Genomic DNA, 26,579 nt, shown 5'->3' on the forward strand with positions numbered 1-26,579 from the left:
GAAGGACGGGCAGGACGGGCAGGACGCAATGGAATGATCATGCCGTGGCTGGTGTGATCACGGCGTCTGAGCCGTCCTGGATAGCCCCGTTCACCAGGCTGAGCCCGCGCAACTGCGGCAAGCTGGTGACGGTGTTGCGGCACGAAGGCGCGGATGCGGTCCGCAGGGGCCGGCCGTGGAGCCTTGCGTTGGAGGACCGTGCACCGCATTACGCGTGCTCAGGTTCCGCTGCTGCGGTCTCACCTCAGCCGGGCTGATAACCGAACCAGGCACGGCTTTCCGGCTGGTTGGGGCGGACGATTGCCAGGATGGCCGGCACGAGCCAGATCAGTCCCAGAATGGGTGCCACCTGGAAGAATGCAAAGGTGAAGGGCAGCGCGGTCCAGCCGTAGGCGAAGGCGGAGACGCGCAAATTGGGGTGGCGCGTGGGGAACTTGAGGGCGGTGGTGACACCCCATGCGGCAACAGCAAGGATGAGCACTCCGGCGAATACGACGATCCCCGAGTGAGCCTCGCCTGGTGTGGTGCAGCACGGGGTCGAGGCGTCCTCCTCGCCCCAGATGGCGGTGGCGATGGCCACGCTGTTGGTCAGCAGAGCGAGTCCGAGGACGGCCTGCATGCCGCCCAGGACCATCATCAACACGCGAAGGCTCTTCACGGGCTGAGGCATCTGCGCACCTGAGGGGATCAACCCATGGCCGAGTCCTCCTGGGCCGCCAGGGACTCCCAGCCCGCCCACCCCTGGGTTTCCGTCTGCCCGCGACCGCTGCCAAGGCCGCTGGCCGCGTGCTTCTTCCCCGTCGTCCGTGCTCATCCTGACAGCCCTCCCCTTGGGCGGCACTCGCACCTGCGCGCCATGCTCCGACGGCCTACGTCGGCTGTCCAGTCACAATCCAGCCCCGCTGGCTCGGACAGTTTCGTCGTTGCCGTGCGGCCAGCACGACAGGCTGGCACGGCGTTGCCAGAGCTCGGCGGGTCGGCACGAGACTGCGCTGGGACCTGGCCGTCGACGAAGCCGAACGCCAGGCCCTCCTCGGACTCGCTGAGGACTCCCCCGACACGACCGTCGTTCTACGCGCCCGCCGCCTCGTAGAGGCCCGCCACTCAGCTGCTACGGATCCCAGGCGCCGGGTGCGGTCTTGAGTACCGCGTCGGGGGCCATGTTGGTGAGGTCCAGGCCAACGCCACCATGCTCGACAGCAACGACGTCCTGCCTCTGCGCGGCCCGGGCTTCACATCGGAGCCGGGCGCCCGTGAGGTGGTCGCGGCCGTCTGCCATCCGTCCGACGCGGCCGCCTTCGACTCGTACGCCCCCTGCCACCTGGGCCCGTGCATGCTCCGTGTCAGTGCGGGGTGAGGACGCAGAATTCGTTGCCCTCCGGGTCGGCGAGGACCGTCCACGGCACGTCGCCCTGGCCGAGGTCGATGTCAGCGGCGCCGAGAGCCCGCAGCCGGGCCGCCTCGGCCGCTTGGTCGTCTTCTGGGTACGGGCGGAGGTCGAGATGGATGCGGTTCTTCACGGTCTTCGTGTCGGGTGTGCGGAGGAACTCCAGGTACGGGCCGACGCCCTTGGCGGAGCGCAGCACCGCATGCTCGTCGGTCACCTCGTGCAGGGTCCAGTCCATCGCCTCGCCCCAGAACCGCGCCATGGCCCGCGGATCCGCGCAGTCGACCACCACCGCGGCCATCGGCCCGGTGCCCTGGTAGATCGGTCGCGGCTCCAGCACGCAGAACTCGTTGCCCTCCGGGTCGGCCAGGACCGTCCACGGTACGTCGCCCTGGCCCACGTCGGCGGGCGTCGCGCCGAGAGCCTGGAGGCGCGCGACCAGCTCTGCCTGATGGGCCGCCGAGGTGGTGGCAAGGTCGATGTGCACACGGTTCTTCACCGTCTTGGGTTCCGGGACGCGAATGACGTCGACGCAGACGGCGGCGGGGTCGGGATAGACGAAGCCCACGGGTTCGAGGTTGGTCACGCCGGGTGCCTCGCTGTCGACGCCCCAGCCGAGCGCTTCCGCCCAGAACCGGCCGAGCGCGGAGTCATCCCGAGCGTTCATCGCAATTTGAACCAGTCGTGTCGCCATGCCGCCGACCCTATGCACACCGCCCCGCAACGGCCAACACATCTGCCGTCGCCAAACAGAGGTCAACTCGCGCGCCGGCAGCCAAGAAACCGGAGGTCAGCCGCCAGGCTGTGGCCGTGGCGGCGTCAGTGCAGCGCGGCCTCGCTCGCGTGGACGGCACGCAGGGCGCGCTCGACGGTCTCCTGGTTCTCGCCGACCGGCGCCACGTAGTCGAGGACGTCGCGCGCGGCCTTCTCCCCGAGCACGCGGGTGATCACCCATGTGGCGAGGTACTGGGACGCCAAGCAGCCGCCTGCCGTAGCGATGTTCCCCTCGGCGTGGAACGGGGCGTCCAGCACGGTGACGTCGCAGGCTTCGACGAAGGGCCGGCTGGTCCTGTCCGTACAGGCCGGCATGCCGGCCAGCAGCCCGAGCCGGGCCAGTACCAGTGCGCCGGAGCACTGTGAGCCGATCAGCTGGCGCGCGGGGTCGAGCGACAGCCTGGAGATCAGCCGGTCGTCGGCGACCACGTCGCGTGTTCGCACCCCGCTGCCGATCAGGACGACGTCGGCTTCGGTCACGAACTCCATGGGGCGCTGCCCGTTCACTTCGACGCCGTTCATCGATGTGACCTGGGGCGTTGGGGTCGTGATGAAGGCTTCCAAGCCGTCCTTGCGGCATCGGTTGATCAGCGCGGAAGCGATGAAGCTGTCGAGTTCGTTGAACCCGTCGAAGGTGACCACTGCTACCTGCATGACGACTCCCTTGTAGTACGGCATCGATCAGACCAGCACTCTCACCGACGTGTCATTCCGGAGCGAGAGCCAATCAGCAGCGAGTGGCATGCCTCCCGCCGCGCTGTGTCCCAAGCTCCGCCCCTGAGCAACGGGCGGCGCGCCAGAGGGACGGCTCAGGGCGGCTCGGCGCCACGCCGGCCGATCCGGACGGCGGCGGCGTGATCGACGTACCGGGCGCGTTGCCACCGGAGGGCGAGGCGGGGCTGTGAATCGTGTGGGCTGCCGCCGACGCCGCGTTCGAGCAGAGCCTCGGACGTAGGATTGCGATCATGATTCCTTCGGCGGAGTGGAGTTGACCAGCAGTGATGCCCCCGAACTGCGCGATCTGCAACGCGTCATCCAGGGACCACGACTACGAGACCTTCACGCTCGTGTACTTCCGTCCGATAGAGCCACCTCTCGATCATGAGGGGCATCCGGAGAACGCCCTCTGGTTCTGCAAGGGTCACATCCGGTACACCGAGGGCAAGACCCACATGAGCGCCATCCTGGCCATGGTTCACATACGGGCGGCGATCCGACGCAACGCCCAAAACCCCTGGCCACTCACCAGCATCCCCTGATCCCCATGCCCTGAGCTCATGTCTTCGTCCCGAATCGCGGGGCGCGGGGCGCGGGGCGCGGGGCAGTCACGTCCGCCCGGGAACCGTCCGACCTGCGCAATCGTCGGTTACGGATGTGACTGAAGTGACGCCCATACTGCCTGCCGACCACCGCGAACTGATCTCCGACCTGTCCGGGATCGTCAGCGACTACCCCTCTGCGGACCCCGAATCGACCCTCGCCGTCCTCGCCGACGACGCGGCGGAGGTGCTCGGCCGCGACGCCACCCCAGAGGGCCGCCGGGAGCGGACCGGGTACACGATCCTCCTTCATGCCACCTGCTGGTACGTCTGCGCACGCATCTTCAGCAAGTCCCTGTTCGCGTCGTACGTACAGGCCCTGGACGGGTTCCGTGCGCAGTTGGACCGGGCCTCCTGCACCTGCCCGGCCGGCGCCCACCCCGCGGAGCTGGACTCGGAGCACCAGGTCGAGGCGGGGGTGAGCCTGCTGACCGAGGCCGGACGGGCCGCATTCGCCGAGGACTACGGTCTCGACGAGGAAGAGCTGGCGGTGTTCGACTGCGAGGGGTTCCTCGCGGAGCTCGCCGATGAGGCCCTGGGCCGCTTGCACGAGGCGTACCAGGAGCTCTTCGGCGGCATCGACGTCTCCCATCTGGACGTGCAGTTCGTCCGGGACGACGGCCGCCTCGACCTCGTCGCCATGCAGGAGGCGATCAGGCGTAGCTGGGAGGACAACACCGGCCCGGTCGCCCTGTGGTCCGCCCGCCGCTGGCTCACCGGGCAGGTGCGGGACGAGGAGCGGATCGGCCTGTTCCTGTGCCTGTGGATGGGCATCGCCCAGACGTACGAGGGTCTGCCGCCCTCGTACGCGCGCGACCTGTCCGCCGCGCTCGCCACCGTCGACCTGGACGTCTCCTGCGAGCACCCGCAGCACCCCTGGCCCACCGCCGATTCCACCGTGCAGTCCCGGTACCGCGCGGTGGTCCACCTGTACGCGCCGGAGGACCACCCCGACACCCCCGTGCCCGCCGAGCTCTCGGCCCGCGAGCTGTGGGAGTGCCCGGTGCAGTACGCCCAGTTGGCGCGGAAGGCGCTGGAAGACCTCGAGGGATGGCGCACCATGCGCGGCGGCGACGACGAGGACTGGGAGGACTGAGCCGGCCCCGGGCTGCGGTCTTGCGGGGAGCTGTTCGTGTGGCTGGCGGGGATGGCGGGGATGGCGGAGCATCAGCTCCCCCACCTGCCGTGTCGCGCCTCAGCCGGTGAACCCCGGCACCACCAGACCTGATTCGTACGCGATCACCACCGCGTGGGTCCGGTTCTGTGCACCGAGCTTGGTCAGGACGTTCCCGACGTGCGTCTTCACCGTCTCCAGGCTCACCATGAGCGACTGCGCGATATCCGGGTTGGAGAGGCCGGTGGCCATCAGGCGCAGCACCTCCTCCTCCCGCTCCGTCAGCGCCGCCTTCGGCAACGCCTCGGCGGAGCCCAGCGGGCGGGCGGCGACCATCCGGCGCAGGGCCGCCGGGAAGAGGATCGCCTCCCCCGCCGCCACCACGCGTACCGCCTCGGCGATCTGCCGAACCGGAAGCCGCTTGAGGACGAACCCGCTGGCACCCGCGCTGAGCGCCGCAGTGACGTAGCCGTCGTTCTCGAAGGTGGTGATCACCACGACCTTCGGCGGTCCGACCGACTGTGCCGACTGGGCCGACTGGGCCGGCTCGGCAAGGAGTTGCCGGGTGGCCTCGATCCCGTTGCACCGCGGCATCCGCACATCCATCAGGACCACGTCCGGCCGCAGCCGCCGCGCCTGCTCGACGGCCTCGACGCCGTCTGCTGCTTCTCCGACCACCGCGATCCCCGGCTGCGCCGCGAGCAAGGTACGCAGACCGCTGCGGGTCACCTCGTCGTCGTCCGCGATCAAGAGGGTCACGGGGGCAGGGGCAGGCCTGGTGGCGGCGGGGCCGAAACCTTCGGCCGTCATGGCGGCTGGGCTCGTGTCGGAGCCGGTCATGCCGACACCCGTACCGGCAGCCGGACCGCCAGCCGCCAGTGCCGCGGCCCGTCCGGGCCGACCTCGATCTCACCGTGCAGCAGCCGCACGCGCTCGGCAAGGCCGGGCAGGCCGTGCCCGGACGTCCGGAAGACACCCGCGCCCGTACGCATGCCCGCGCCCGCCCCATTGACCACACCGAGCTCCAGCACGTCCGGCGCGACCGCCACCCGGACCCCGATCGGGCCGCCCGTCCCGTGCCGCAAGGCGTTCGTGAGACCTTCCTGCAGGATCCGGTACGCGGCCCGGGAGAGCGTCCCCTGTACCTGGGACGGTTCGCCGGACAGCTCCACGTCAAGGTCCGCGCCCGCGTGCCGCAACCGGTCGAGCAGCTCGGGCAGGTCGGCCAGGGTCCGGGTCGGTGCCGTCTCCGCCTTCTCCTCGCGCAGTACGCCCAGTACGTAGTCCAGGTCCTCCAGCGCGGCCCTGGCCGACTCCTCGATGCTTCGCAGCGCGGCCCGCGCCGCCACCGGGTCGGCGGACAGCACTTCGCCCGCGACCGCCGCCTGGATCGTGGTCGCGGTCAGCGTGTGCCCGATCGAGTCGTGCAACTCGTGGGCCAGCCTGTTGCGTTCGGCAAGGCGCTGCTCCCGCTCGGCCATCAGCGCGAGCCGCTCAGCCGAGGAAGGACCCAGGAGCCGGGGCGCCAGCCATCGCAGCACGCTCGTCACCACCACGCACACGACCGCCGCGAGCAGCAGGCAGCAGAGCGCCAGCACCCAGCTCTGCCATCCGCCGTCGGACCGCAGCGACAGGCCGAAGAGACTCAGCTCGGCCTCGGCATCGAGCCACCCCCCGGGGAGGGCAATCCCCATGAGGGCCAGCACACCGCCCGTCAGCGCCCCCGTCCACCCCAGCGCCACGTGCAGCAGCAGCCAGAGGGGAGTCCGCCAACGGTCGGCGCCGAATGGCACGGTGGCAGGGGCCGGCAACGGCGCCCTCAGAAGTTGGCGGGCGAACGCGATCAGCGCCCGCCGCGTGGTGCGGGCCAGTCCGACCAAGCCGATCAGTGCTGCCCAGACCACGAGGCCCAGGGCGGCCTGCACTCCGTAGGGAGCGGATGGCAACGCCAGCGTCGGCAGCAGGGCCAACGGCAGCAGCGGAAGGCTCGCCAACGCGCCACAGTAGGCGAGCAGCATGCCCGAGTATGTGGAGCCGCGCAGCAGCGGCCGAATCACCTTGATCATTGTCGCCCCAGTATGACCGGGCAGCTCACCGACGGCCTCCCCCGATCGGGGGAGCACCTGCTCCCGCCTTCCCGCGATGCGCGGCCGCGACGCGGAAGCCAGGATCGTGCCCTGAACAGTTGACCGGAGGACGTTTGATGAACACGCAAGAAATAGAGATGCCGCCGCATCACACGGCATCGGCCAACGGCCTGGCCGGGGCCGCGATGGTGCTTGGCGTCATCGGCTTGAGCACGTCGATCTTCTTCATCGGTGGCCTGCTCGGCGGCATAGGCCTGATCCTGGGCATCGTCGCCCTGATGACCGCCAAGCGGACCGGTAACGGCCGGGGCAAGGCCCTCACCGGCGTGCTGACGTCGGCCATCGCGATCGTGGTGTCCGTCCTGGTGGCCGTCTTCTTCGTCTGGTACGCCAACAAGACGCAGGAGTGCTACCAGCCCGACGGTTTCCAGCAGTACAAGCAGTGCGTCCACCAGCAACTCACCGGGAAGTGACCGGCGACGGGCGACTTCCTCCCGGCGCGCGCAAGTCGTTGGGGGTGATCGCGGCCCGGGCGGCGGCGACCGACCAGCCCGCCGGGTAGCCGGTCACCTCGACGCCGTAGTCGTCGTAGCGGTCGTCGTATTTGGGTGTCGCCGCGACGGAGCAGCAGTTCATCGCGGGAGCGACGCCGAAGTGGCGGGTGCCGGCGGCGATCCGGATCAGGAACGGTACGGGCGAGTTACCGGTGTGCAGTAGGTGGACGGCCTCCTGACCTGATCCCCCTGGGGGAAGGGCTCCCAGGGGACTTCGGCGAGCGGGAATGTGTCCTTGCCCTCGGACGGAATGGCGGGCGCCACCGCCCGCACTCGAACGACCCACCCGCGGACGAGGACAGTTCCGCCCGTCCGGCAACGCCCGGCACATCGCGAACGTCGGATCAGTCCGTCACTCCCCCACGTCACGCCACCCCGGCGCCGAGTCTCATCGGAGGCGATCAAGCCGGAGCGGACTACATCGGTGCCCACGTACTGCGCTCGCTCCGCGTGGCGGGCACGAGGCCGGATTTTTCCAAGGCGGGCCGCGCCCTGTTCGAAGCCGGACGTTGAGCGACAGGCTCAGCAGCGGGCGAGTGTGCCGCTCTTCAGGGTGGATTTTTCGCCGACCAGCCAGCCTTCGGTGTTCGTGCCCTCGATACGGGCGTAGATCCACTTGTTGCCGTGGGCGTTGGTGACGTAGCAGTGGTAGTAGACCTTCACGCCGGACTTGACCAGGGTCACATGGGAGCACTCCGCGTACGGGCCGGTGTAGAGGTGGGTTTCCTGGGCCGCGTTCCCGTAGCCGTCGCTGCGGTTCGAGTGGGCCCAGCCGGTGCACGCCGTCGACACCGGGACGGGCTCCTTCACCGGGGAGCTGGTCGTTGCCTTCGGCGAGCCGGACGGCTTCGTGGCCGAGTCACCGCCGCCGTTGCCGGGCGTTGGCGTGGGACCTGTCCGCCGGTCCCCGTCCTTCTTCGAGGGGGTGGTGGACGGCTTCTCGCCGGGTTTTGTGGACGTCAGGTCACCGTCGGCGCCGGTGCTCGCCGTCGGAAGCGCCGTGTTCGACCCGCCGCCGCCCGCGTCGCCCCGCGTGTCCATCAGGGCGTAGGCGACTCCGCCGCAGGTGAGGACGGTGGCGGCCGCCACCGCGACGACGGTACGGGTACGGCGGCCACGCGCGCGGACGGTCGTGGCACGGGTCTCGGAACGGCTGCCGTGACCGCCGGCTGTGCCGGGGGCCATGCCCGGCTGCACGGAGCCAGGCTGCGGAGGGGCGCCGTAGGCGTCGGTCGGCGTGTAGGCGGCGACGGAGTGGGGGGCGGACGGGGAGAACGGCGCGGCGGGGGGACCGAAGGCCGCCGGAGTGACGGGCTGGGCGGCCGGGGCCGGTGCCGGCGCGGGGTCCGCCGTCCTGCCGTCGACAACCGCCTCCAGCATTTCGCGCGCTTGCCCCGCGTCGGGCCGCTGCAGCGGGTCCTTGGCCATCAGCGCCTGCAGCACGGGGGTGAGCGGTCCGGCGCGCCGGGGCTCGGGCAGCGGTTCGCCGACGATCGCCGCCAGTGTGGACCACACCGACGTGCGGCGGAAGGGCGAAGAGCCCTCCACGGCCGCGTACAGCGTCATGCCGAGCGCCCAGATGTCCGACGCGGCACCCGGTTCCCGGCCCTGTGCGCGTTCCGGCGGCAGGTAGTCGAGGGAGCCTACGATCTGACCGCTCTGGGTCAGCTTGGCCAGGGCCTCGTCGCCAGAGGTCTCCATGCTGGCGATGCCGAAGTCGGTGAGTACGACCCGGCCGCTGCTCTCGATCAGTACGTTGCCGGGCTTGACGTCCCGGTGGAGGACCCCGGCCCGGTGTGCCGCGTCGAGCGCGTCCATCAACTTGGCGCCGATCGCGGCCGCTTCACGCGGGTCCAGTGGGCCGCGCTCCGCCAGCACGTCGTCGAGGGAGGGCCCGTCGACCAGCTCCATGACGATGACCGGCAGCCCCTGCTCCTCGACCACGTCGTGAACGGTGACCACACCGCCGTGCCGGATACGAGCGGCGGCCTGCGCCTCCCGCTGCATCCGGACCCGCAGATCGGCCAGTTCGGCCGGGGAGGCGTCGGTGTAGGCCCGCAGGACCTTGACGGCGACCTCGCGGTTCAGCAGCTGGTCCACCGCCCGGGCGACCACACCCATGCCACCGCGCCCGATCATCGCGGTCACGCGGTATCGCCCGCCCAGAACCTCGCCGACCAGGTCCGCGCCGTTCGCCCCCGTCACCTGTCACGCTCCGTTTCGTCACCCTGTTGAAGATCCGCGGGCACCAGCGTAGGGGTACGCCTACGGGCGGGTTCGCACGGCCCGGCCCTCGGCGCGCAGGTGCACCTGTCACCGCTGTTCTGGACCCATGTGACTCCGCTCGGCCGGTTCGAGCCGACACGAACAGCCGTTTCGACCATCGGTGCGGCCTGAGCCGGCTTCCGTGACCAGGGGCACGGCATCGGGTTCGGGTTCGGGTTCGGGTTCGGGTTTGGGTTCGGGGCGTCAGTCCAGTGTCTGGGTCAGTTCGCTGCGGGTCGAGGTGTGCACGATTCGGCCGCGCGCTCCGTTGACGATGGGCAGGTACGGCGGAACGTGCCCGCACTCGACATCGGCGATGATCGGGACGTTCAAGGAGCCAAGGGCGTCGAGAACGGCTTGGTGCTGTGTGAGTGAGCCGGCGTCAGGTGCCGAGGTCCGGCCGACGAGGATCGCGTTCGCCGTGTCGAAGAAGCCTGCGAGCCGCATCCCGTGCAGGTTTCTGCAGATGGTGAAGGCGTCGTCGCCGGCCGCTTCGACATAGACGAGGAGCCCTTCCGGGGACTCGGCTCGCGCGAAGGCGGAAACGTCGAGGTAGGCCGTTCCCGTGAGGTTGCAGAGCGTCTCGATACAGCCCCCGATCAGGCGTCCTTCGACCTCCACGTCTCCGTCGGCGTCCAGCCTGGTCCAGCTGCCGGCCGTATCGAGCGTGTATTCACGTACCTCAGGCTGGGCCCTGTAGTCGTCCCAGCCTGAGGATCGGTAGCGGTTGGGCGGGGTCTGCGTGAATCGGTGCCCCTGCGGAGCAGCGGCGATGTCGAGCCACGACAAGAGTCCCTCGGGCACCCGGTAGGGCGTGTCCATGAGGTTGTTGCCGTGCACGGTCGCTGTTCTTGTGAGGAGGGTGAGCGGCGTCATGATGGTCGACATGTCGGAGAACCCGACGAGCCAGGTCGGCTCGGCGTCACGCAGCCGGTCCCAGTCGAGCAGGGGTAGCAGGTCGATCGCCGTCTCCCCACCCCAGGGCGGCGCCACCGCTCTGATGCCGGGGTCCGTCAGCATGGACATCAACTCGCCGGCGCGGTCGGCCGCAGGGGCACTGACATGACCGGCACCGTCCATGCAGTGGCCGACAACCACCTCGTATCCCCGGGCCTTCACATCACGAATGGCCACCTCGAGGCGCGCCCGCATCTCTTTCGTGACTCCACTCGAAGGAGACGTGATGCCGACGCAGTCACCGGGGCGCAGGGGGCGTGGATATCGAACTGACATGCGCTGGATTCTGGCACGCCGCTACGGCTGTTCCGGAACGATTTCTGCCACGCCTTGAACGGGCGGGCACTCCCGGAAGCCGGCGGGCCAGCGCAGGCGAGCCAGGTGGCGGGCCGCGGTGCGGCGTGCGCTCCACGTGTGTGGTGCGGGGCTCACACGCGGCGCCTGGGCGCCCGTCAGGCCGGCTGCCAAGGGCCTGGGTCATCCCTGTGCGCGGAACCCATTCCCGATCACACATGCGTACGTGACCTGCGTAAGCCTCTCGGAGCGCAGAAGCGGAACGCAGATGTAGACGGGGAAGCCGTGTATTCGGAGCGCTGGCAGGAGCTGTTGGGACCGACCAACGGGGGCCCGCAATGAGGCGTCGACGCCCTCGTGGCCGGGGTCGAGCGCCGACAACTTCGAGGCCCTTGTCTTCGCCACGCTGCGCTGGGAAGGCCCCGACACCGTCGCTCAGTTCGAAGAAGCCGTCAGTGCGGTGCCGCACGTCATGCAGGCCCAGCGACTGTTCGGAGAACCCGACTACCTCCTGCGTGTCGCCACCACCGACCTCGCCGCTTTCCAGCAGCTCTACGACCAGCAGCTGGCGCGGCTGCCCGACGTCATGCCTGGACCGGTGCAGTTGGGAGCGGCCGGGGATCCCGGCATACGCATGGCCCAACTCGTCACCACCAACCTGCCCAGCTCCCGCGACAACCGACCCCACTACGGGCGCATGCTCGCCCGCTGACCGGCGTCCCAAGTCGCGTCCCATGCGACCAGGTGCGGCGATGCCGGGGTGCCCCGCGTGGGTTCCTGTGTCGGATCAGGCGAGCCGGTTCTTGAGCTGGGCGTACAGCTCCGTGACGGCCGCGTCGGCTGCCGGGGAGATGCGGTAGAGGTTGAGGAAGGCGTGGATCAGCCCGTCGTACGTGCGGACGAAGACGTCCACGCCGGCTGAGGCGAGGGCGGCGGCGTAGGCGTTGCCCTCGTCGCGCAGGGGGTCGTACTGGGCGGTGCCGATGACTGCGGGGGCGAGGCCGGCGTGGCCGGCTGCGCGCAGGGGGGAGACGGGGGCGGAGGAGCGGATGGCGGGGTCGTCGCCGGCGTAGAGGTGTTGCAGGTCGAGGACGTCCTGGTGGCTCAGGACGTATCCGGTGGCGTTCTGGGTGCGGGAGGGGTAGTCGCCGTCGAAGTCGGTGGCGGGGTAGGCGAGGAGTTGGGCTGCCAGCGGCCGGTGTTCGTCGCGGAAGGCGAGGGCGACGGCGGCGGCCAGGTTCGCGCCGGCGCTGTCGCCGGCCAGGGCGAGCCGGTCGGGGCGGGCTCCGTAGTCGTCGATTCGGTCGGCGATGTGGCGGGCCGCGGCAAGGCAGTCGTCGTAGGGGGCGGGGAAGGGGTCCTCGGGGGCCAGGCGGTAGTCGACGGCGACGACCACGGCCTCCACGTCACGGCACAGCCTGCGGGTGACGTCGTCGTGCGTGTCGAGGTCGCCGGTGAGCCAGCCGCCGCCGTGGAAGAACACCACGGTGGGAACGGGGCCGTCCGTCGCGGGTCGGTAGACGCGTACGGGGATGCTCTGTGCAGGGCCGGGGACGGTGGCGTCCTCCACCGAGCCGACCGTGATCGGTTCCGTCGCGGGGGCACCGATGCCCGGCTGCCGGTTCGCCTCTCGCATTGCGGCAGGGTCGGTGTCGAGGATGCGTGGTGCGGGCTGGGCGTTGAGCTGGTCGAGCAGGGCGACGAGGGCGGGGTCCACGGGCATGACGGAGGTCTTTCGTGTCGTGGGGTGGCGGGAGGGGGCGGTCGGGTCATGGGTGGCGGGGGTCAGGGGTCAGGGGCGCAGGATGAGGCGGATGGGGTCCCCTTCCTTGGTGCGCAGGCGCTCGACTGCCTTGGCCGCGTCGGCGAGCAGGAGTACGTCGGTGATGGAGCGGGAGAAGTCCAGCCTGCCGCCTTCGGCCAGGGCTATCAGCTGCGCCACGGCGTCCTCAACGGATCCGTAGTGACCGAGGATCTGGTGCTGGAGGTAGCTGAAGAGCGTGCCGTCGGTGACGGTCAGCGGCTGGTCGGTCAGGCCGACCAGGACGAGGCGTCCCTTCGGTCCGAGCAGGCTCAGGGCCTGCTCCCGTACGGCGGCGACTCCGGCGAAGTCGAATGCGGCCTCCAGTGCGCGGCCGCCGGTGGCGGCCAGGACCCGGTCGCGCAGGCTGGGGTCGGCCGGGTCCAGCGCCAGGTCGGCGCCGAAGTCGAGTGCGCGCCGGCGGGCGGCCGGGGCGGGGTCCACCGCGACGATCGGGCAGGCGCCCAGGGCGCGCAGTAGCTGGACGGCGTGGACCCCGAGCCCGCCGACGCCCCACACCCCGACGGCCTGGGCCGGGCGTATGTCCGCGGTCGTGGTGATGGCTCCCCACGGGGTGGAGACGGCGTCCGGGATGATCGCTCCCTGCTCGAAGGGGATCGCCTCGGGCAGGGCGACGAGGGTCTCGACGGAAGCGAGGGCGTACGAGGCCCAGCCCCCGTCGTAGTCGACGCCCCGCGTCATGACCCGGCCGTCGCGCGCCTCACCCGCCTGCAGGACGACCCGCCGGCCCACGGTCCAGCCGGCGACGTCCGGTCCGCACTCGGCGATGGTGCCGGCGACCTCGTGCCCCAGGGTGACGGTGTCGCCGGACAGGTGGGCGGGGGTGAGTATGCCGTCGATGAGGTGCACGTCGGACAGGCACACGCCCGCGGCCTCTACCTTGACCAGCACCTGCCCGGGTCCGGGGGCCGGGACGGGGACCTCTTCCACGGTCAGGGTGCGCGAGGGGATGTGCAGGCGCGCGGCACGCATGAGTTCCATTGCAGGTGATCCATTCCGGTGTGTGGCACGGCGGGCCCGGGACGGCCGGCGAGGCGGTGCCCGGGGCTTGCGAGGCGAGGACCGGGGGCTGTCTCAGGGGCTGGCCCATGACCTAACGCAAGTCGACTTGCATTCCACCGTAACGTCGACCGTTTCATATCGCAAGGGAACTTGCGATAAGGTGGCCGGGTGACGAGCGACGAGGTCCCACACGGGCAGGAAGCGCCGCCGCTGAGGCGGCGCGGGGAACGGATGCGGCAGGCCGTCCTGGCCGCCACGGTCGACCTGCTCACCTCTCAGGGGCTGGCCGCCACCACCGTCGCCTCGGTCGCGCGCGCGGCCGGGGTCCACGAGACCTCCGTATACCGACGCTGGAAGACCCGCGAGAACCTGATCTTCGACGCGCTCGCCACGCGCACCGAGCAGGCGCTGCCCGCACCCGACACCGGCGCGGTCCGCGATGACCTGTGCGAGCTGTTCACGGCGCTGACCCGTTTCTTCGCCACGCCCGCCGGCGCGGCCCTGCTGCTCCTGGGAACGGTCCGCGAGGCCGGTGCGCTGGAAGAAGGACGGCGGGCGTACTGGCAGGCTCGCCTCGAACGCGCCGAAACACTCGTGCGGCGCGGCATCGACCGCGGCGAACTAGCCGCCGACACCGACCCGCACCTCGTCGTGGAAGCCATCACGGGCCCCCTCCTCGCCAGGGTCCTCCTCACCGGCGAGCCCCTCGAAGAAGCCCTCGCCCCACGCCTCGTCGACCTCGTCCTCGACGGCTCCCGCGCTTGAGCCCTCCGCGCAGCCGTGCGCCGGCGAGCCAGAGGTGTCCGGGCCCTGGTCTGCGCCTTCCTCCCGGACCGCTGCACCGGGTCACGGCCGTCGCCTGAACCTGAGGGCTGCCCCGCCCGTGTCGGCGACGACCCGTAACGCCCACTCGCTCGACACCCGGCCGGAGCGCGGCACGTCGCGCCGTACGAATTCCCGCTGAGCGCCCTGTGGGGCAAGGCCGCGCGCACGATACGGTTGGCGACCGGCTGACCAGCTGACCGGCTGACCGGCTGACCGGCTGACCGGCTGACCGGCTGACCGCTCAGGCTCCCGGTCCGCTCGACCTCTCGGTGGCGGCCGAGGCGGAGTCCTCGGTGTAGTAGCGCCGTAGGAGTTCCCGCTCGGCGTCCCGGTGCGGGAACATGAAGAAGATCAGCAACGCACCCAGGGCGATCGCGGCCAGGCCGACGGTGTACGCCCAGTCGTCGCCGTGGAGGAACGACTGGCGTGCTGCCGCGACGATCTGGTCGGCGTACTGGGGGTGCTGCCGGGCGACCTGCTCCGCGGAGGCGAACGACTTCGTCAGCTCGCTCTGGACCTGGTCCGACACGTCCTTGCTCTCGGGGGAAGCGGCGATCGCCGCGCTGAAGGCCGAGGCGTAGCCGGCGGTGAGGAGCACGCCCATGACGGACTGCATGATGGCCCCGCCGAGGTCCCGTTGCAGGTCGGCGGTGCCTGAGGCCATGCCTGCCCGTCGCACGGGCACCGATCCTGTCAGCGAGTGGGATGCGGGCGTCCCGGCGAGGCCGGCGCCGATGCCGATGAGCACGTAGGCGAAGCCGACCTGCCAGTAGCTGCTGTCCTCGCCCCAGAACGGCAGCATCCAGGCGAAGGCGAGGAAGAGGAACGCGTAACCGATCAGCAGGGTCGTGCGGGCGCCGCGTGTCTCGATCAGCTTCGCGGACCGTGGTGCCACGAGCACGATCATCACGACGAGGGGGAGGATGGCGGCGCCGGCTTCGACGGGGTTGTACTCGAGCACGTTCTGCAGGTACTGCTGGCTGATGAACGCCGACCCCATCATGGAGCCGTACACGATGATTCCCGCGCATGCGGCGACCCAGAACGTGCGCCGGCCGGCGATGTGGAGGTCGTACAACGGGTTGGGAGCCCGGCGCTGACGCCAGAAGAACGCTGCTCCGGCAGCCAGGGCGATCACGACGAGGCCGACGGTCAGGGCCCTCTGACCGGGGACGACGGCGAAGTTGATCGCCAGTACCAGTCCCGCGATCAGGAGGACCGACAGGATGCCGCCGAGGTTGTCCACCGGTTCGGCCGACTCGTTGGCGTGCGCGGGGACGAACAACAGGGCCATGACCAGCGCGACCACGGCGAGGGGCAGCGTGACCAGGAACACCGACCCCCAGTAGAAGCGTTCGAGCAGCGCGCCCGCGATCACCGGCCCGAGCAGGGAGATGCCGCCGCCCAGAGCCGACCACAGCGCGATCGCCTTCGTCCGCCCCGGCCCCGCCCACAGAGCGGTGATCAGCGCCAGGGTGGTCGGGTAGGCCATGCCGGCCGAGAGCCCGCCGAGGATCCGGGCCGCCACGAGGACGGTGTCGTTCGGCGCGTACGCGGCGAGCAGGCAGGCGGGGACGGACAGAGCGATGCCGAGGAGCAGCAGCAGCTTGCGCCCGTGACGGTCGCCGACCGCACCCAGATAGAGCACCGATGCGGCCAGACCGAGGGAGTACCCCACGGCGATCAGGTTCAGCGCGCTCTGGGAGGAGTCGAAGGCCTTCCCGATCGCGGGCAGCGCCACGTTGGCCACCGACAGGTTCAAGTTGGCCACCGCGGCGACGATGATCAGGGACGCCAAAACGAGCGACGCCCGCGCCGGGGCCTCACTCGGAACGTCGATGCGAGGCGCTGCGCTTCTCGACATGGAACCTCCGGGGCGAAGTTGCGCTTGGCGAGAGTCTTGCCTGATCCACCGTGCCGCACATCGCCCCATTGGGATGACACGCCCACCGTCGCTGACGCGGGTCCTCCCGCTCCGCAGCCGGGCGTCCTGGTCGTGGCGGCCGAGGACGAGGAGCTGCGGGCGGGTCAGGGTGCCGGAGACCGCGCCGCCGAAGCCCGCACGACGGGACACGGGGGCTGCACTGCCCCTCTCCCCCAGGCCCGAGTCTGCGGCCGCGCCCTGCGGCAGGCGCCGGGCGGGGAGGCGGGCCAGGGCGGGGAGGCGGGCAGACGTCGCGCGGGCGGTCCATCGGGGGGTGGGGCGGCCCGGTATTACTGCAGCCAGAGCGCTCTGGTCACCGGGCCTCGCCCGCGCACGCCCTATCGGCGCGGACTGTGCCCGACCATAGCCGCGGCCGGCCATCGCCCCGCAACAGAAGCTCAGTGTTCCGCATCCTGTGTGACACGGGCCGGCCAGGGTTGACCCCCGGCGCTGACACCCCCATTCACACCGGAGCCCTCTCCTCACGCCTCCCCGCACCGTCCGCCGGGCAGCGACGCAGCCGGTCTCGGGCGGGGCGCAGCACCGTACGTACCCGAGACCGGCCGGGCAGAGGGCTGGTGCACCCTGCTGCCCTCCGGCTCCGGGGCCGGGGTGAACTCCACGTCCGTCTCCCCGCGGCCGGCCGCGATGTCCAGCAGCCGGCCCCGCTCCGCCTCGTCGACCGCCAGGCCCCACCGGAGCTTGGTCCTCAGGATCGAGGAATTCGGCCTGTTGGGGTGTCCGCTCCTATCGCGATCCACTCCCCGGGCCGATGCTGAGCGTGTTGGGGATGGAGATTGTGCCGTACGTGCTGAAGCAGCTGATGCCTTGGGGGAAGTTGTTTTCAACGCAAGCCGCGCTGTTGTTGTTTCCGAAGTTCACGGTCACTTGGAACGTGGCGTCGTCAGTCTGTCGGTACACGGCAACACCGGTGGTTCCAGGGATGAGCGTGAACGTGCCGCTGATACCTCCTCCTGCGGGGATCACCGAATTCACACCAGGGGAGGCGGCGACACCGGATACCGAGGCCAGAGTCAGAGACACATTGAGGTTGTTCCGCACGACCCAGTTGTTGCTCAGGGCGCCCAGGCCCACCAGGTGTCCCGCACCCGCCACATGTCCGCTTCCAACCAGGTTGTCCCGGCCCGCCGCGCTGTTCCCGTCACCGATGTTCGTGACGTTCCCGGAACCGTTGTTGAACACCACCACGCCAGGCTGATCCACCGGAACCACCATGTCCGCCACCGCGGGCGACGACAACACCACGGCCGAAGCAAAAGCAACGGCAGCCGAAATGACACCAAGGCGTCGCATCCACAACTCCGTGACTCGATGAACGAACCTCTCAAACCGAGAGCGCGGCAAGACAAACACGCACCACCACGCCCGGCCCAGCACCAACACGACTCAACGGCGAAACCATCCAAAAGACCAGAAAGCATATTTTTTTACCTACTGCGCACACCGACCACACCGCCAAGCCCCATCCGGTACCCACCGGCCCCCGGACAAGCTCGCTGACAATCGCGCAGGCGGGCCTTGGGGCACCTCCCTGAATTCCCGCGTCGGTGGGCGGCTGAAGCGGTATTCACCCCGATCACGCCTGGCGGCGCCACTGACCGTAACCGTCGTCGTTCTCGCCGAACTCGGCGTCGGCGCACTCCATCAAGACGCTGGAGGGAACGCCATGCCGGCTAACCGCCCCCGCCTCCGCCGCATCCGCTGCCGCTGCCGCAGCTGTAGCCGCCGGCGCCGCTGATGCCGATGCCCGAGGGCCCGCCCCGGCCGCGGTTCCGCGGGCCGGGGCGGCGCCGGGGCGCGGGGCGGGTGATGCGCTTGACGTGGAGTTCGAGCAGGACGGCCGGCCCCAGGGCCTGCTCCAAAGCCGCGAGGAGCTGTTGGGCGTCGGTGTCCGGCAGGAGGACGGCCCGGCAGAGGTCGGAGTCGTCCCGGATCAGGCGCAGCGTGAGGACGCGGGTGGCGGGGAGGGGGTCCCCGGCGTACGGCTCCTCGATCTCCTGCTCCAGGCGCAGGCGGTCCGGCTCCTCCATCGGCCGCCACGGACCGCTCCCCAGACCGCGCACCAGACGCACCCCGGGGGGATCGCCGACGGCGGAGAACCTGATCCGGTACACCCGGAAGCAGGCCACGGCCAGTGCGCCCGCGAAGCCCGCCGCGACGGCTGCGGACACCATCCAGAGGGCCGCCACCCCCACCGTGCCCCAGCCGGCGCCGGAGAAGAGCACGATCACCGCCACCGGCAGGACGAGGGCGAGCCCGAGAAGGCCCGTACCGAGCGCGCTCAGCGCGGCGCTCCCCAGCGAGCGCGGCACGGTGAGCCAGGAGCCGCCGCCCGCCCGCAGCACCACGTCCGTCGTCCCCGACTCGCCCCGCTCCACGCCGCCGGGTGCCCCCGAGCTGTGTACCGTCATTGCCTCACGGTAGATCTGACGACGGGTGACTGACCAGATGCCGTACGTGAGACACCGCGGGGGGCGGTGCGGTGCGGCTGGGTTCCGGACTCGTCTCCGTACCGCCCGCCGGCGCCGGGAAGTCGTCAAGTCGTCGTGCCGGCGGCGCCAGTTCGCCGCCGCGGCCCGGCCCACCCCGGCGATCCTCCCCACCTCCGCCAGCAGCACCCGGTCCTCGCCCTGGGCGATAGGGGTGAGGGCGGCGAGCGGAGAACGGCGGCCGGTCAGGACGGTCGGCGGGGGGCCGAGGTCGGGCCCGTGGACGCGCCAGCCCGGCTACCGGTCCCCCCTCGACAAGGGCGGCGACGGCATCGCCTGCGTCAAGTAGACCCAACTCGTTTGCGCGGATGGCAGGTTCGGCCGCATGAGGTGGGGGCGATGCCGGATGGAGTTGGTGAGGGAAGAGGCGTTCCCGCGGATCCGCCGTGACTCCTGGCAGGAGGGGCTGTCGATGCGGGCGTTGGCCCGCAAGTAAGCCGTTGCCGTCGGCTGGGCGCTAGTCGGGCGTCGCGGCGACGTGGGCCGGGTTCAGGTCGAGACAGGAGTACGGGACAGCGCGGTGTGCATCGCGAAGGCACCGAGCAGGCCACCCGCCGTGAACCGCTGGGCAGTCATGGCACGAGGCCGGGCGGTCAGGAATCCCGACACCCGAGCTGCGCCCAACATGATCATAGCGTTCACCGAGATCCCCACGATGATCTGCACCCCACCGAGCTGGAGCAGTTGTCCCCAGGCCGGACCTGCCTGCGGGTCCAAGAACTGGGGCAGCAGGGCGGCGTACATCAGAGCGATCTTGGGGTTGAGCAGGTTCGTCAGCAGCCCCATCGAGAACAGGCGGGCGTCAGAGACCGGAGCCAGGTCCTGGGCCGGGGCGAAGGGCGAGCTGCCCCCGGGCTTGAGCATGCCCCAAGCGAGGTAGGCCAAGTAGGCGGCGCCGGCAAGTTTGACCGCGATGAACGCCACCGGCACGGCAGCGAACAACGCCGACAGGCCCGCAGCCGCGGCCAGCAGGTAGCACACGAATCCCACGGCGGTTCCGCTGAGGCTGACCAGGCCCGCCCTGCGGCCTTGGGTGATCGCGCGAGAGGCGAGGTGAATCATGTTCGGTCCCGGAGTCAGGGCCATGCCCAGTTCGACCAGGGCCACTCCTGCGACTGCGGTCAGAGTGATCACCGGTCAACCTCCTGGTCGTTCGTCAGGCACATGATGCGAACCGGGTCACCGCCTTGCCATGGACGACCACGTCGTATCAACAGCGCCTGTCTTGCCATCAGTAGAGTACGGCCCTGCCGCTCGCCGTCTCCAAGCGCCCCGGCGGCAGTCGTCCACGCCGAGGACGGCGAGCACGTCCGCCAGTCCCCCGGCGAGGTCTCCGGCCGCCTCCGGCACTGGTGCCACTGGGCGCCCACCAGCCCCGGGGCCGATCCGGCGGTGCAGAAAAGTTGATCAGCGAGCGCGGCATGGCGCTGCCTGCCTAGGTTTGGGCACTATGAGGATCACGAAGTACACCCACGCATGTGTGCGGTTCGAAAGCGATGGCCGGGTGCTGGTCATCGATCCCGGGATATGGAGCGAGCCGGCTGCCTTGGCCGGCGCGGACGCGGTGCTGGTGACTCACGAACACGTCGATCACATCGATGCCCTTCGCCTGGCCGGGCTCGGAGTTCCGGTCTACGCCCCGGCCGAAGCAAACATTCCACGGCTGGACGTCACGGCGGTTTCCTCGGGTGCGGAGTTCAGTGCTGCCGGCTTTCGCGTACGCGCGGTCGGCGGGCGTCATGCGTTCATCTACGCCGGCCAACCGGACTGCGCGAACCTCGGCTACATCATCGACGAAGCGGTTTACCACCCCGGTGACTCGCTGCACGTCCCCGAGCAGCCGATCGAAACGCTCCTGGTCCCGGCCCAAGGATCGTGGCTGAAGACGGCGGAGGCGATCGACTTCGTGAAGGCGATCAAACCGCAGCGGGCGTTCCCGATCCACGACGCCCAGATCAACGATCGCGGCCTCAGCAGCGTCAACGGCTGGCTCGCTGAGGAGACCGACAACGGCTACCGGTATCTGGCACCCGGCGAATCCCTCTGAAGTGACGGCACCGGCCGCTCGCCATGACGGCGATCTCGCCCGGGCCATTCGTCGTGCAAACGCCGGCAGTTCTGCCGCTCGGCGCCGGACGACAGGCGAGCGCGAAAGCGCGGGCCGTCGCCCCGGGCTCCGCCGGACTGAACCGACCCGCGATCCCGGCCATCGCCTGGTCTGGCATCGCCCACCAGTGCGGTGGCCGCGGATCTGGATACCGGCTTCCGAACTGATCGCCCGCTCCCGGCCCGTGGATGCCGGTACGTCGACAACGTCAACCCGGCACGTTCCGGGGCCGGCTTCATGCGGCCCGGGCGCTCGGGCCCTCCCTACCTCTTCGTCAGAGGTGCGCCCGAGGGCAGCCCTGTGGGGTTCGGCGCAGGAGTCGGCGTGACGACAGGGGTCGGTGCGGGCGTGGGGGCCGACGTGGTGGTGGGGCTCGGTGTCGGGCCCGCGGTGCAGGTCGGGGTCGGGCTCGGCGTGGTGGCGGGGCTCTGGGCCGGATCGGGTACGGAGACCCGGGCCAGGGCCGGTACCGGTGTGGAGGTCGGGACCCGCGTGGGGGCACCGCTCGGCGCCCGCGTCGGGGCGGTCGTGGGGGCGGTCGTGGGGGCGGCGCTCGGCTTCGGGGACGGCGTACAGGTCGGCGCCGGCGCGCAGGTGGGACTCGAAGTCGGGTCCGGCGTGACGGCAGGGGTCGAGGCCGGGCCGGGGACGGAGGCCGCCGCAAGCGGTGCGCGGGCCGGGGCCGGTGTGGATCCGGGCTCGATGGTCGGGCGCGGAGTATGGGTGGGACTCGGAGTGGGCGTGGGGTCCGGTGCGCGGCTCGGGGCCGTCGTGCAGGTGGGACTTCCCGTCGGAGTCGGCGTCGGCGACGGCGTCGCGGAGTCGGCTTGGGCCATGCCGGTCGTGAGAGTGAGCCCGGCGACTAATCCGGATATCGCGACGACGGCCGCCAGTTCACGAATTCGCTGAGTACGCATGTGGGTTCCCCCCCGGTCCGTCTGCCCGGCGCTGTCGCCGGACAAGATCGTAAGAGAGCCAACACGATCCGCCGACGAGCTGCAAGATCGTCCGGTTCACGTCCCCGGAACCCCCGCACGGGTAACCGCGTTCGGGGAGTCGTTCGAGGCCGGGCCAGAAAGAACCAGTCGATTGGGACCTCGGCATCGAGGTCGCCGCACGCGACCGCCCACGGAGACAACCCCCGTCGGCGAGTACGCGGCTTCGCTCGCGGTGCCCTCCGGGCGCGGTCGGCAGCGGGTTGGGCTCGGCGTCGGGGCGTGCCTTCTGCATGCAGGAGGCGAGGGAGCGGAAGCGGCCCTGGGCCCGACCGTCGTCGGTAGTGGTCAGTGCGAGCGTGCCGTAACTGCACCAGTTCGAGGTCCAGGGGGGCACGACGCGGCCGCCCGGCCGGAGCTGGGTCAGCCACGCGGGCGGAATGTGATCGACGGAGAACGTGGCCAGGGCCACGTCGTAGGGGCGGGTTCGGCGGCCAGCCCAGGGCGCCGTCCGCGGCCACGACCGTCGGCGCGCGGCCGATCGCCTTCAGGTTCTCCTGCGCGCCGGTGGCGAGGGCGCGGTCGAGGTCGACGGGGGGGGTGACCTGCTCGTCGTCCACCAGCGCGCACAGCAGGCCCCCGCGTTGAAGCCGGTCTCCGCACCAGCTCCGGCACCCGCACACGGGCCTGGGCGTCGTCCGCGGGCGGGGGACGGCGCGGGTCTGCCAGGAGGAGCATGCGGGCGACCATGAAGGGGTGACCGGGCCAGGTAGACGACACCCCTGCCGCTCTCACCCGGCCTGCCGATGAGCCGGTAGTCCGCGATGCGGGCGGGGGCCTGTACCTGCGGAGGCTGCACGGCTGATGGCTCCCTCCCCGCGAACATCACGATGGCTCACCAAGATTGGCTCGGCGGGGGCGTCTTGCAGGTGGACCTGTGCGCTCAATGCGGTGACGGGCCGCCAGAAGCCTTCTTGACAGCGGGTGAGGGGCGGTAGACCTTCCCCCTCCATGATCATGAAAAGCGTGGCCGCCGCCCTGGTCGCGTCGGCGGATGCCGGGCGGGGTTCGTGGTCGCCGTGTGGGACCCACAACCTGCGCGCCCGGGCTGCTCCCCTGCGCCCCGGCGCAACCCGTTGCCATGGCCCGCTCGGAGTCCGACGATGCCTGGCACAAGGAGAGGGCCCTTCGTCCCCAGGGGGATCCATGGACGCCAGCACGATCATCACCACCTGCGCGACGGCAGTGGCGGTGGGCTCGCTCTGGGCCAGCACCGTCCAGGCCCGGGCGGTGAAGGTGCACAACCGGACGTCCGTCATGCCTCACCTGCAGATCCGGCAGGTGATGAACTACGACAACGGCCGCACAGGGCTGCAGTTGCTCAACGTGGGCCTGGGTCCTGCGCTGGTCACTCGGTCGACGGTGAAGCTGGACGGGGTGCCGGTCGGGCAGTGGGACTGGCCGACCTTCCAGGCCATGGCCGCGGATTGGCCCCAGAAGCCCAATATGTACGCGCTGTTCGCCGGCGTCAGCTTCCCCATGGGCGACTGCCAATACCTCATCCACCTCGACGACTACGACGAGGCGCGGCACGCCTGGTTCTGGGAACTCGTGGCCCGCCGGCTGTCCATCGAGATCGAGTACGAGTCCTTCTACCGGGGCGACAGTCTCAAGGCAGTACCCCCGCCGCTCTAGGCTCTCTCTTCTGGTCCGGGCAGCGGGGCGCGCCGGAAGGCGACGGTGGGGCAAATCCAGGATGCCGTCATGCGGGTACGGAGGATCTTCGTCCTCCCCTTTGCCGCCGCCGTTTTGGCTGGCTGCAGCAGCTGGGAAGTTCCGGCCGCCGGTTCGGGGTGGGAGCCCGACGATGGCTTGCAGCGTGTACGAGCGACTTTGGACGATGACACTCCTGCACGACTCGTTGCCTCTGGCACGACCTACGTGGCCTCTGGCATGGACAAGACGTTCGAGGCACGTGGCGCCGTGCCGTACCGCTTCGACGTTGCCTGCGACAGCCCCGACATCCCGAAGGTCACTGTCGTCCTCACACGCGGCACACCTGTGACCGTGGCCATCACTGCGGCCAAGGGCGATCGAATACCAGAGGGCGTAGTCGCCTGGAAACTCAAGACCCTGGCCCCCAAGAAGTCCACGGCTGCGACGACGACATCACGGGCTGCAACTCGTGACCGCCAGGCGGGCAGGCAGGTGGTCGGACAGCCGGTTGGCGTGCCCGACTACCGGCCATCGCCCGGAGGCGCGGCTTGCGCGGGCACGGTTCGGGTTCCGTGCCGGGCGGGCCTGCCCGTCGTAGGCCGGGACTTGTCCCTGCGGCTCAGTTGACGGTGACGGTGTAGGTGATGCGCTCGGGCGCCGGGGAGGGGGTGGTCTCCCCCGTGGTCGGGGTGGCGGAGGGCCCAGTCGTCTCGGGGGGCCGGGTGGAGGTGTTGCCCTGGCAGGTGGTGAAAGTACAGTGCAGCAGCGTGAACCGAGTGGTCCCCTTGCCCTTGGCCTCGAAGGTGAAGGTGAGCCGACCACCGGCACCTACCCCCGCTTCGGCGCCGGAGTCCGACGCGTAGACCTGGCCGCGGCCGACCAGCACGGAGCTGTCGGGCTCGGGGTCGACCAGGTACCAGTACTCGCGGGTGGAGGCGTTCTGGTCGACGGTGAGCGTGAAGCGCTCGCCCGGCTCGGCACTGATGCTGGTGTCCTTCACCGGGCGGCTCGTGGAGCCGCCGGCCTGCTCGTCGATGCCGGAGCCGCAGCCCGTGGCGAGAGCGAGCAGCGCGGCCGCCGCGATCGCCGCACCGCCCCTGCCACCGCGGAAGACATACGCTTTTCGCGTTGGGGAGATCACTGTTGGAAGCCTTGCCCGTGTAGCCGTTGATGAAGTCGTCCTCGCTGACCCAGGTGGCCGAGCCCCAGGGTTGCACCCCTGAAGCATGTCACCCTCCTGGGCGATGATGGTCATCGCGAGGGCGCCCTCCTCACACGTACGTCGACAGGCGCCGGGTGCCGGGTGCTGGGTGCTGGGTGCTGGGTGCCACCAACTTCTCGACTTCGGCAAGGACCGCCCTTCGTTCGGCGGCGCTGTTCAGGTCCTGGCGCTCGTAGTCGGTGCCGGTGGCATTGCCGACGGAGGTGTCGTTCATCCGTTCCTGCCCATCCAGCCCCATGCCGCCCCAGCTCTCGGCGCGACCGGTCCAGCACCGCGGGCCGCGCACCTCGCGCGGCGGTCGACCCGAACTGGAACCTGCGCGAGCTCACCTCACCCAACTGCTCGCCGAAGGCGCCCGCCCGGCCGCGATCGTCCCCGGCATCACCCGCCACGGCGACGACATCACACGGTGGCTCGCCACCCAGCACCGGGACGGAGACCGGCTGAACGAGGAGCTACAGCGCCGGCTCCCCGAAACCGGCGTGAGAAGGGGACCACGGCATGCAGGATGGCGGCGAAGGACGCCGCAACCTCGGGCCGGCCGCGAGACCGACTCGACCGTGCGCGGCTTGCCGCACTCGCCAACCTCGGCGTCGACTGGGCGCGAACATGACCGCGCTGGCACACCCTGCACCCCGCAACTGGCCGTAGGACGCAGAGGCCGGGCCAGGGGCGGGATCCGCGGCAGCGGTCGGGCGAGAAGGGATCAGATGGGGCGGACCTGCTGCGCCTGGGGACCCTTGGGGCCCTGGCCAGTGGTGAACTCCACCCGCTGGTTCTCCTCAAGCGACCGGAACCCGGACGCATCGATCTCGGAGAAATGCACGAACACGTCCGGAGTACCGTCATCCGGCGCAATGAACCCGAACCCCTTCTCCGCGTTGAACCACTTCACAGTCCCCTGAGCCATGACACGCCTTTCCGATCCACCCCAGCCCGCGAACACCGCGGCCGGCAGCAACCCGTTACTCCCCCGCCCCACACTGGCAAAAACACCACCCGAGAGTGAACGAGACGAGACCCGGTACGACAACTCCCGCGCCTCCAGAATCAGGGTCCCCCGACAGCCCAGACCACAGCATCGGGTACGGGGGTAGGGGCAGCGGGGGCTCCACGTAGTGCGGTGGGGCAGCCAGGATGCCGTGCGGCATCACATCCTCGCCCCGACCCGCGTACGCGATCCCGTGGCGGGCCACCCCGCCCGCCGACCCTGCTCCGGCGCCACCGTGCAGGCCGACCGGTCAGCCCGGCTTCAGGCGCAGCCTCCCGTTCCGGATTGGAAGTCGACCACGCCATGACGGCGTACGGCGGTGTGCCGGGCGTGGCCAGGTGCTTCACGCTCCCGCGCAGCCGTCAAGCCCCGACTTTCCGGGTCGTGTACCTGGCGGCCGCGGCGGGGCGTAATGGAGGAACCGACGACCGCTGCTCCGAGCCTCAGCAGCCCGGCCCTCCCCCCTCCCCTGAACATCGAAGCCGTCGCCATGTCCCTGCGCCTGACCCGACGCCTCGTCCCGCTCACCCTCGCCACTGCCACCGCCGCGGCATTCGGCGGCCTCTCCCTGGCCTCCGCCGAAGCCGCAACCCAGCCCGAGGCCACCCCGACCGCTCTCCCCGCACATGCCCTGCCCCACGTGTACCCCAGCCCGAACGGGGGGGACGAAGGGAGCACCACGCACAAGCCCTACGTCGGACACGGGCATGTCTACGCGGTGAACTGCTACCACGGCCCCTGCGGGGCAAGCCCCGGCTTCTTCTAGCAGGGCGA

26 protein-coding genes and 3 pseudogenes are annotated in these 26,579 nt (G+C 70.4%); 11 read left to right on the forward strand and 18 right to left on the reverse strand.

Annotated features, from left to right (window positions below; genetic code table 11):
• Positions 1 to 44: 44 nt before the first annotated feature.
• Positions 45 to 200: pseudogene (locus AB0D29_RS32805) on the forward strand (IS5/IS1182 family transposase); the annotation flags it as partial.
• A 44-nt stretch (positions 201 to 244) separates the two neighbouring features.
• Here the strand turns inward: AB0D29_RS32805 and AB0D29_RS32810 are convergent.
• The gene (locus tag AB0D29_RS32810; RefSeq protein ID WP_362859243.1) at positions 245 to 670 is read right to left on the reverse strand and encodes a hypothetical protein; all 426 of its coding nucleotides are present in this window, start codon (positions 668 to 670) and stop codon (positions 245 to 247) included.
• Between the two features lie 519 nt (positions 671 to 1,189).
• On the opposite strand from AB0D29_RS32810, the gene AB0D29_RS32815 reads away from it, so the two are divergent.
• Positions 1,190 to 1,357, forward strand: a complete 168-nt coding sequence (locus tag AB0D29_RS32815) for a hypothetical protein (protein WP_362859245.1) — start codon at positions 1,190 to 1,192, stop codon at positions 1,355 to 1,357.
• Here the strand turns inward: AB0D29_RS32815 and AB0D29_RS32820 are convergent.
• The gene (locus tag AB0D29_RS32820; RefSeq protein ID WP_362859247.1) at positions 1,344 to 2,081 is read right to left on the reverse strand and encodes a VOC family protein; all 738 of its coding nucleotides are present in this window, start codon (positions 2,079 to 2,081) and stop codon (positions 1,344 to 1,346) included. The two genes, AB0D29_RS32815 and AB0D29_RS32820, sit on opposite strands and share 14 nt — an antisense overlap.
• 125 nt (positions 2,082 to 2,206) lie before the next feature.
• Positions 2,207 to 2,815: an AraC family transcriptional regulator gene (locus AB0D29_RS32825; RefSeq protein WP_362859333.1), complete on the reverse strand. Its 609-nt coding sequence runs from the start codon at positions 2,813 to 2,815 to the stop codon at positions 2,207 to 2,209.
• Positions 2,816 to 3,544: 729 nt separating this feature from the next.
• Here AB0D29_RS32825 and AB0D29_RS32830 point away from each other — a divergent pair.
• Entirely contained in the window at positions 3,545 to 4,576 is a 1,032-nt protein-coding gene (locus tag AB0D29_RS32830; RefSeq protein ID WP_362859249.1) for a hypothetical protein, read from the forward strand.
• Positions 4,577 to 4,675: 99 nt separating this feature from the next.
• Here the strand turns inward: AB0D29_RS32830 and AB0D29_RS32835 are convergent, their stop codons facing one another.
• On the reverse strand, positions 4,676 to 5,404 hold the full coding sequence (locus AB0D29_RS32835) for a response regulator transcription factor (RefSeq protein ID WP_362859335.1): 729 nt from the start codon (positions 5,402 to 5,404) through the stop codon (positions 4,676 to 4,678).
• 26 nt (positions 5,405 to 5,430) lie between these two features.
• The gene (locus AB0D29_RS32840) at positions 5,431 to 6,660 is read right to left on the reverse strand and encodes a histidine kinase (RefSeq protein ID WP_362859251.1); all 1,230 of its coding nucleotides are present in this window, start codon (positions 6,658 to 6,660) and stop codon (positions 5,431 to 5,433) included.
• Positions 6,661 to 6,797: 137 nt separating this feature from the next.
• Here AB0D29_RS32840 and AB0D29_RS32845 point away from each other — a divergent pair, with 137 nt between their 5' ends.
• The gene (locus tag AB0D29_RS32845) at positions 6,798 to 7,154 is read left to right on the forward strand and encodes a DUF4190 domain-containing protein (RefSeq protein ID WP_362859253.1); all 357 of its coding nucleotides are present in this window, start codon (positions 6,798 to 6,800) and stop codon (positions 7,152 to 7,154) included.
• Here the strand turns inward: AB0D29_RS32845 and AB0D29_RS32850 are convergent.
• The 3 genes from AB0D29_RS32850 to AB0D29_RS32860 form a co-directional block, all read right to left on the reverse strand.
• The gene (locus AB0D29_RS32850; RefSeq protein WP_362859255.1) at positions 7,141 to 7,317 is read right to left on the reverse strand and encodes a hypothetical protein; all 177 of its coding nucleotides are present in this window, start codon (positions 7,315 to 7,317) and stop codon (positions 7,141 to 7,143) included. The two genes, AB0D29_RS32845 and AB0D29_RS32850, sit on opposite strands and share 14 nt — an antisense overlap.
• Positions 7,318 to 7,757: 440 nt before the next feature.
• Positions 7,758 to 9,374 (reverse strand): protein kinase, encoded by a 1,617-nt coding sequence (locus AB0D29_RS32855; RefSeq protein WP_362859337.1) that lies wholly within the window; start codon positions 9,372 to 9,374, stop codon positions 7,758 to 7,760.
• Between the two features lie 330 nt (positions 9,375 to 9,704).
• Positions 9,705 to 10,652: a S66 peptidase family protein gene (locus tag AB0D29_RS32860; protein WP_362859257.1), complete on the reverse strand. Its 948-nt coding sequence runs from the start codon at positions 10,650 to 10,652 to the stop codon at positions 9,705 to 9,707.
• A gap of 481 nt (positions 10,653 to 11,133) precedes the next feature.
• Between AB0D29_RS32860 and AB0D29_RS32865 the strand changes: the two are divergent.
• A pseudogene (locus tag AB0D29_RS32865) lies at positions 11,134 to 11,463 on the forward strand (Lrp/AsnC ligand binding domain-containing protein); the annotation flags it as partial.
• Positions 11,464 to 11,538: 75 nt separating this feature from the next.
• Here AB0D29_RS32865 and AB0D29_RS32870 read toward each other — a convergent pair.
• Both AB0D29_RS32870 and AB0D29_RS32875 read right to left on the reverse strand, forming a co-directional pair.
• Positions 11,539 to 12,474: an alpha/beta hydrolase gene (locus AB0D29_RS32870; RefSeq protein ID WP_362859258.1), complete on the reverse strand. Its 936-nt coding sequence runs from the start codon at positions 12,472 to 12,474 to the stop codon at positions 11,539 to 11,541.
• A 69-nt stretch (positions 12,475 to 12,543) separates the two neighbouring features.
• Positions 12,544 to 13,554, reverse strand: a complete 1,011-nt coding sequence (locus AB0D29_RS32875; RefSeq protein WP_362859260.1) for a zinc-binding dehydrogenase — start codon at positions 13,552 to 13,554, stop codon at positions 12,544 to 12,546.
• Positions 13,555 to 13,806: 252 nt separating this feature from the next.
• Between AB0D29_RS32875 and AB0D29_RS32880 the strand changes: the two genes are divergently transcribed.
• The gene (locus AB0D29_RS32880; RefSeq protein ID WP_362859339.1) at positions 13,807 to 14,340 is read left to right on the forward strand and encodes a TetR/AcrR family transcriptional regulator; all 534 of its coding nucleotides are present in this window, start codon (positions 13,807 to 13,809) and stop codon (positions 14,338 to 14,340) included.
• A 301-nt stretch (positions 14,341 to 14,641) separates the two neighbouring features.
• On the opposite strand, the gene AB0D29_RS32885 is transcribed toward AB0D29_RS32880, so the two are convergent.
• From AB0D29_RS32885 to AB0D29_RS32900, 4 genes are all read right to left on the reverse strand, one after another.
• Positions 14,642 to 16,264, reverse strand: a complete 1,623-nt coding sequence (locus AB0D29_RS32885; RefSeq protein ID WP_362859261.1) for an MFS transporter — start codon at positions 16,262 to 16,264, stop codon at positions 14,642 to 14,644.
• Positions 16,265 to 17,071: 807 nt separating this feature from the next.
• A complete protein-coding gene (locus AB0D29_RS32890) occupies positions 17,072 to 17,638 on the reverse strand; it encodes a hypothetical protein (RefSeq protein ID WP_362859262.1) in 567 nt (188 codons plus the stop codon).
• A gap of 380 nt (positions 17,639 to 18,018) precedes the next feature.
• A complete protein-coding gene (locus AB0D29_RS32895; RefSeq protein ID WP_362859264.1) occupies positions 18,019 to 18,756 on the reverse strand; it encodes a hypothetical protein in 738 nt (245 codons plus the stop codon).
• Positions 18,757 to 19,323: 567 nt separating this feature from the next.
• Complete coding sequence (locus tag AB0D29_RS32900; RefSeq protein WP_362859265.1) at positions 19,324 to 19,968, reverse strand: LysE family translocator; 645 nt, start codon at positions 19,966 to 19,968, stop codon at positions 19,324 to 19,326.
• A 316-nt stretch (positions 19,969 to 20,284) separates the two neighbouring features.
• Here AB0D29_RS32900 and AB0D29_RS32905 point away from each other — a divergent pair, with 316 nt between their 5' ends.
• A complete protein-coding gene (locus tag AB0D29_RS32905) occupies positions 20,285 to 20,881 on the forward strand; it encodes an MBL fold metallo-hydrolase (RefSeq protein ID WP_362859267.1) in 597 nt (198 codons plus the stop codon).
• 384 nt (positions 20,882 to 21,265) lie between these two features.
• Positions 21,266 to 21,850, forward strand: a complete 585-nt coding sequence (locus AB0D29_RS32910) for a hypothetical protein (RefSeq protein ID WP_362859268.1) — start codon at positions 21,266 to 21,268, stop codon at positions 21,848 to 21,850.
• Here AB0D29_RS32910 and AB0D29_RS32915 read toward each other — a convergent pair.
• A pseudogene (locus AB0D29_RS32915) lies at positions 21,836 to 22,351 on the reverse strand (hypothetical protein); the annotation flags it as partial. The gene AB0D29_RS32910 and the pseudogene AB0D29_RS32915 sit on opposite strands and share 15 nt — an antisense overlap.
• A 731-nt stretch (positions 22,352 to 23,082) precedes the next feature.
• Between AB0D29_RS32915 and AB0D29_RS32920 the strand changes: the two are divergent.
• Both AB0D29_RS32920 and AB0D29_RS32925 read left to right on the forward strand, forming a co-directional pair.
• Positions 23,083 to 23,571, forward strand: a complete 489-nt coding sequence (locus AB0D29_RS32920) for a hypothetical protein (RefSeq protein WP_362859269.1) — start codon at positions 23,083 to 23,085, stop codon at positions 23,569 to 23,571.
• A gap of 258 nt (positions 23,572 to 23,829) precedes the next feature.
• The gene (locus tag AB0D29_RS32925; protein ID WP_362859271.1) at positions 23,830 to 24,219 is read left to right on the forward strand and encodes a hypothetical protein; all 390 of its coding nucleotides are present in this window, start codon (positions 23,830 to 23,832) and stop codon (positions 24,217 to 24,219) included.
• Here the strand turns inward: AB0D29_RS32925 and AB0D29_RS32930 are convergent.
• From AB0D29_RS32930 to AB0D29_RS32940, 3 genes are all read right to left on the reverse strand, one after another.
• Complete coding sequence (locus AB0D29_RS32930; protein WP_362859273.1) at positions 24,212 to 24,733, reverse strand: protease inhibitor I42 family protein; 522 nt, start codon at positions 24,731 to 24,733, stop codon at positions 24,212 to 24,214. The two genes, AB0D29_RS32925 and AB0D29_RS32930, sit on opposite strands and share 8 nt — an antisense overlap.
• Before the next feature lie 130 nt (positions 24,734 to 24,863).
• Positions 24,864 to 25,028, reverse strand: a complete 165-nt coding sequence (locus AB0D29_RS32935; RefSeq protein WP_362859274.1) for a hypothetical protein — start codon at positions 25,026 to 25,028, stop codon at positions 24,864 to 24,866.
• A gap of 492 nt (positions 25,029 to 25,520) precedes the next feature.
• Positions 25,521 to 25,724 (reverse strand): cold-shock protein, encoded by a 204-nt coding sequence (locus AB0D29_RS32940; RefSeq protein WP_314247744.1) that lies wholly within the window; start codon positions 25,722 to 25,724, stop codon positions 25,521 to 25,523.
• 493 nt (positions 25,725 to 26,217) lie between these two features.
• Between AB0D29_RS32940 and AB0D29_RS32945 the strand changes: the two genes are divergently transcribed.
• Positions 26,218 to 26,571 (forward strand): hypothetical protein, encoded by a 354-nt coding sequence (locus tag AB0D29_RS32945; RefSeq protein ID WP_362859342.1) that lies wholly within the window; start codon positions 26,218 to 26,220, stop codon positions 26,569 to 26,571.
• Positions 26,572 to 26,579 lie beyond the last annotated feature (8 nt).

Origin of the sequence: Streptomyces sp. NPDC048424, assembly GCF_040651555.1 — a bacterium.
In the GTDB taxonomy this organism is placed as follows: Bacteria; Actinomycetota; Actinomycetes; order Streptomycetales; family Streptomycetaceae; genus Streptomyces.

Excerpts from the sequence above, each read along its gene's own strand:
- AB0D29_RS32850 (WP_362859255.1), bottom strand. The coding sequence starts at position 7,317 with ATGAACTGCTGCTCCGTCGCGGCGACACCCAAATACGACGACCGCTAC.
- AB0D29_RS32920 (WP_362859269.1), top strand. The coding sequence starts at position 23,083 with ATGGACGCCAGCACGATCATCACCACCTGCGCGACGGCAGTGGCGGTG.
- AB0D29_RS32845 (WP_362859253.1), top strand. The coding sequence starts at position 6,798 with ATGAACACGCAAGAAATAGAGATGCCGCCGCATCACACGGCATCGGCC.
- AB0D29_RS32810 (WP_362859243.1), bottom strand. The coding sequence starts at position 670 with ATGCCTCAGCCCGTGAAGAGCCTTCGCGTGTTGATGATGGTCCTGGGC.
- AB0D29_RS32895 (WP_362859264.1), bottom strand. The coding sequence starts at position 18,756 with ATGACGGTACACAGCTCGGGGGCACCCGGCGGCGTGGAGCGGGGCGAG.
- AB0D29_RS32940 (WP_314247744.1), bottom strand. The coding sequence starts at position 25,724 with ATGGCTCAGGGGACTGTGAAGTGGTTCAACGCGGAGAAGGGGTTCGGG.
- AB0D29_RS32825 (WP_362859333.1), bottom strand. The coding sequence starts at position 2,815 with ATGCAGGTAGCAGTGGTCACCTTCGACGGGTTCAACGAACTCGACAGC.
- AB0D29_RS32945 (WP_362859342.1), top strand. The coding sequence starts at position 26,218 with ATGGAGGAACCGACGACCGCTGCTCCGAGCCTCAGCAGCCCGGCCCTC.
- AB0D29_RS32875 (WP_362859260.1), bottom strand. The coding sequence starts at position 13,554 with ATGGAACTCATGCGTGCCGCGCGCCTGCACATCCCCTCGCGCACCCTG.
- AB0D29_RS32860 (WP_362859257.1), bottom strand. The coding sequence starts at position 10,652 with ATGCGGGCGCGCCTCGAGGTGGCCATTCGTGATGTGAAGGCCCGGGGA.
- AB0D29_RS32925 (WP_362859271.1), top strand. The coding sequence starts at position 23,830 with ATGGACAAGACGTTCGAGGCACGTGGCGCCGTGCCGTACCGCTTCGAC.
- AB0D29_RS32855 (WP_362859337.1), bottom strand. The coding sequence starts at position 9,374 with ATGATCGGGCGCGGTGGCATGGGTGTGGTCGCCCGGGCGGTGGACCAG.
- AB0D29_RS32890 (WP_362859262.1), bottom strand. The coding sequence starts at position 17,638 with ATGCGACGCCTTGGTGTCATTTCGGCTGCCGTTGCTTTTGCTTCGGCC.
- AB0D29_RS32840 (WP_362859251.1), bottom strand. The coding sequence starts at position 6,660 with ATGATCAAGGTGATTCGGCCGCTGCTGCGCGGCTCCACATACTCGGGC.
- AB0D29_RS32905 (WP_362859267.1), top strand. The coding sequence starts at position 20,285 with ATGAGGATCACGAAGTACACCCACGCATGTGTGCGGTTCGAAAGCGAT.
- AB0D29_RS32820 (WP_362859247.1), bottom strand. The coding sequence starts at position 2,081 with ATGGCGACACGACTGGTTCAAATTGCGATGAACGCTCGGGATGACTCC.
- AB0D29_RS32815 (WP_362859245.1), top strand. The coding sequence starts at position 1,190 with ATGCTCGACAGCAACGACGTCCTGCCTCTGCGCGGCCCGGGCTTCACA.
- AB0D29_RS32885 (WP_362859261.1), bottom strand. The coding sequence starts at position 16,264 with ATGTCGAGAAGCGCAGCGCCTCGCATCGACGTTCCGAGTGAGGCCCCG.
- AB0D29_RS32870 (WP_362859258.1), bottom strand. The coding sequence starts at position 12,474 with ATGCCCGTGGACCCCGCCCTCGTCGCCCTGCTCGACCAGCTCAACGCC.
- AB0D29_RS32935 (WP_362859274.1), bottom strand. The coding sequence starts at position 25,028 with ATGAACGACACCTCCGTCGGCAATGCCACCGGCACCGACTACGAGCGC.
- AB0D29_RS32880 (WP_362859339.1), top strand. The coding sequence starts at position 13,807 with ATGCGGCAGGCCGTCCTGGCCGCCACGGTCGACCTGCTCACCTCTCAG.
- AB0D29_RS32835 (WP_362859335.1), bottom strand. The coding sequence starts at position 5,404 with ATGACGGCCGAAGGTTTCGGCCCCGCCGCCACCAGGCCTGCCCCTGCC.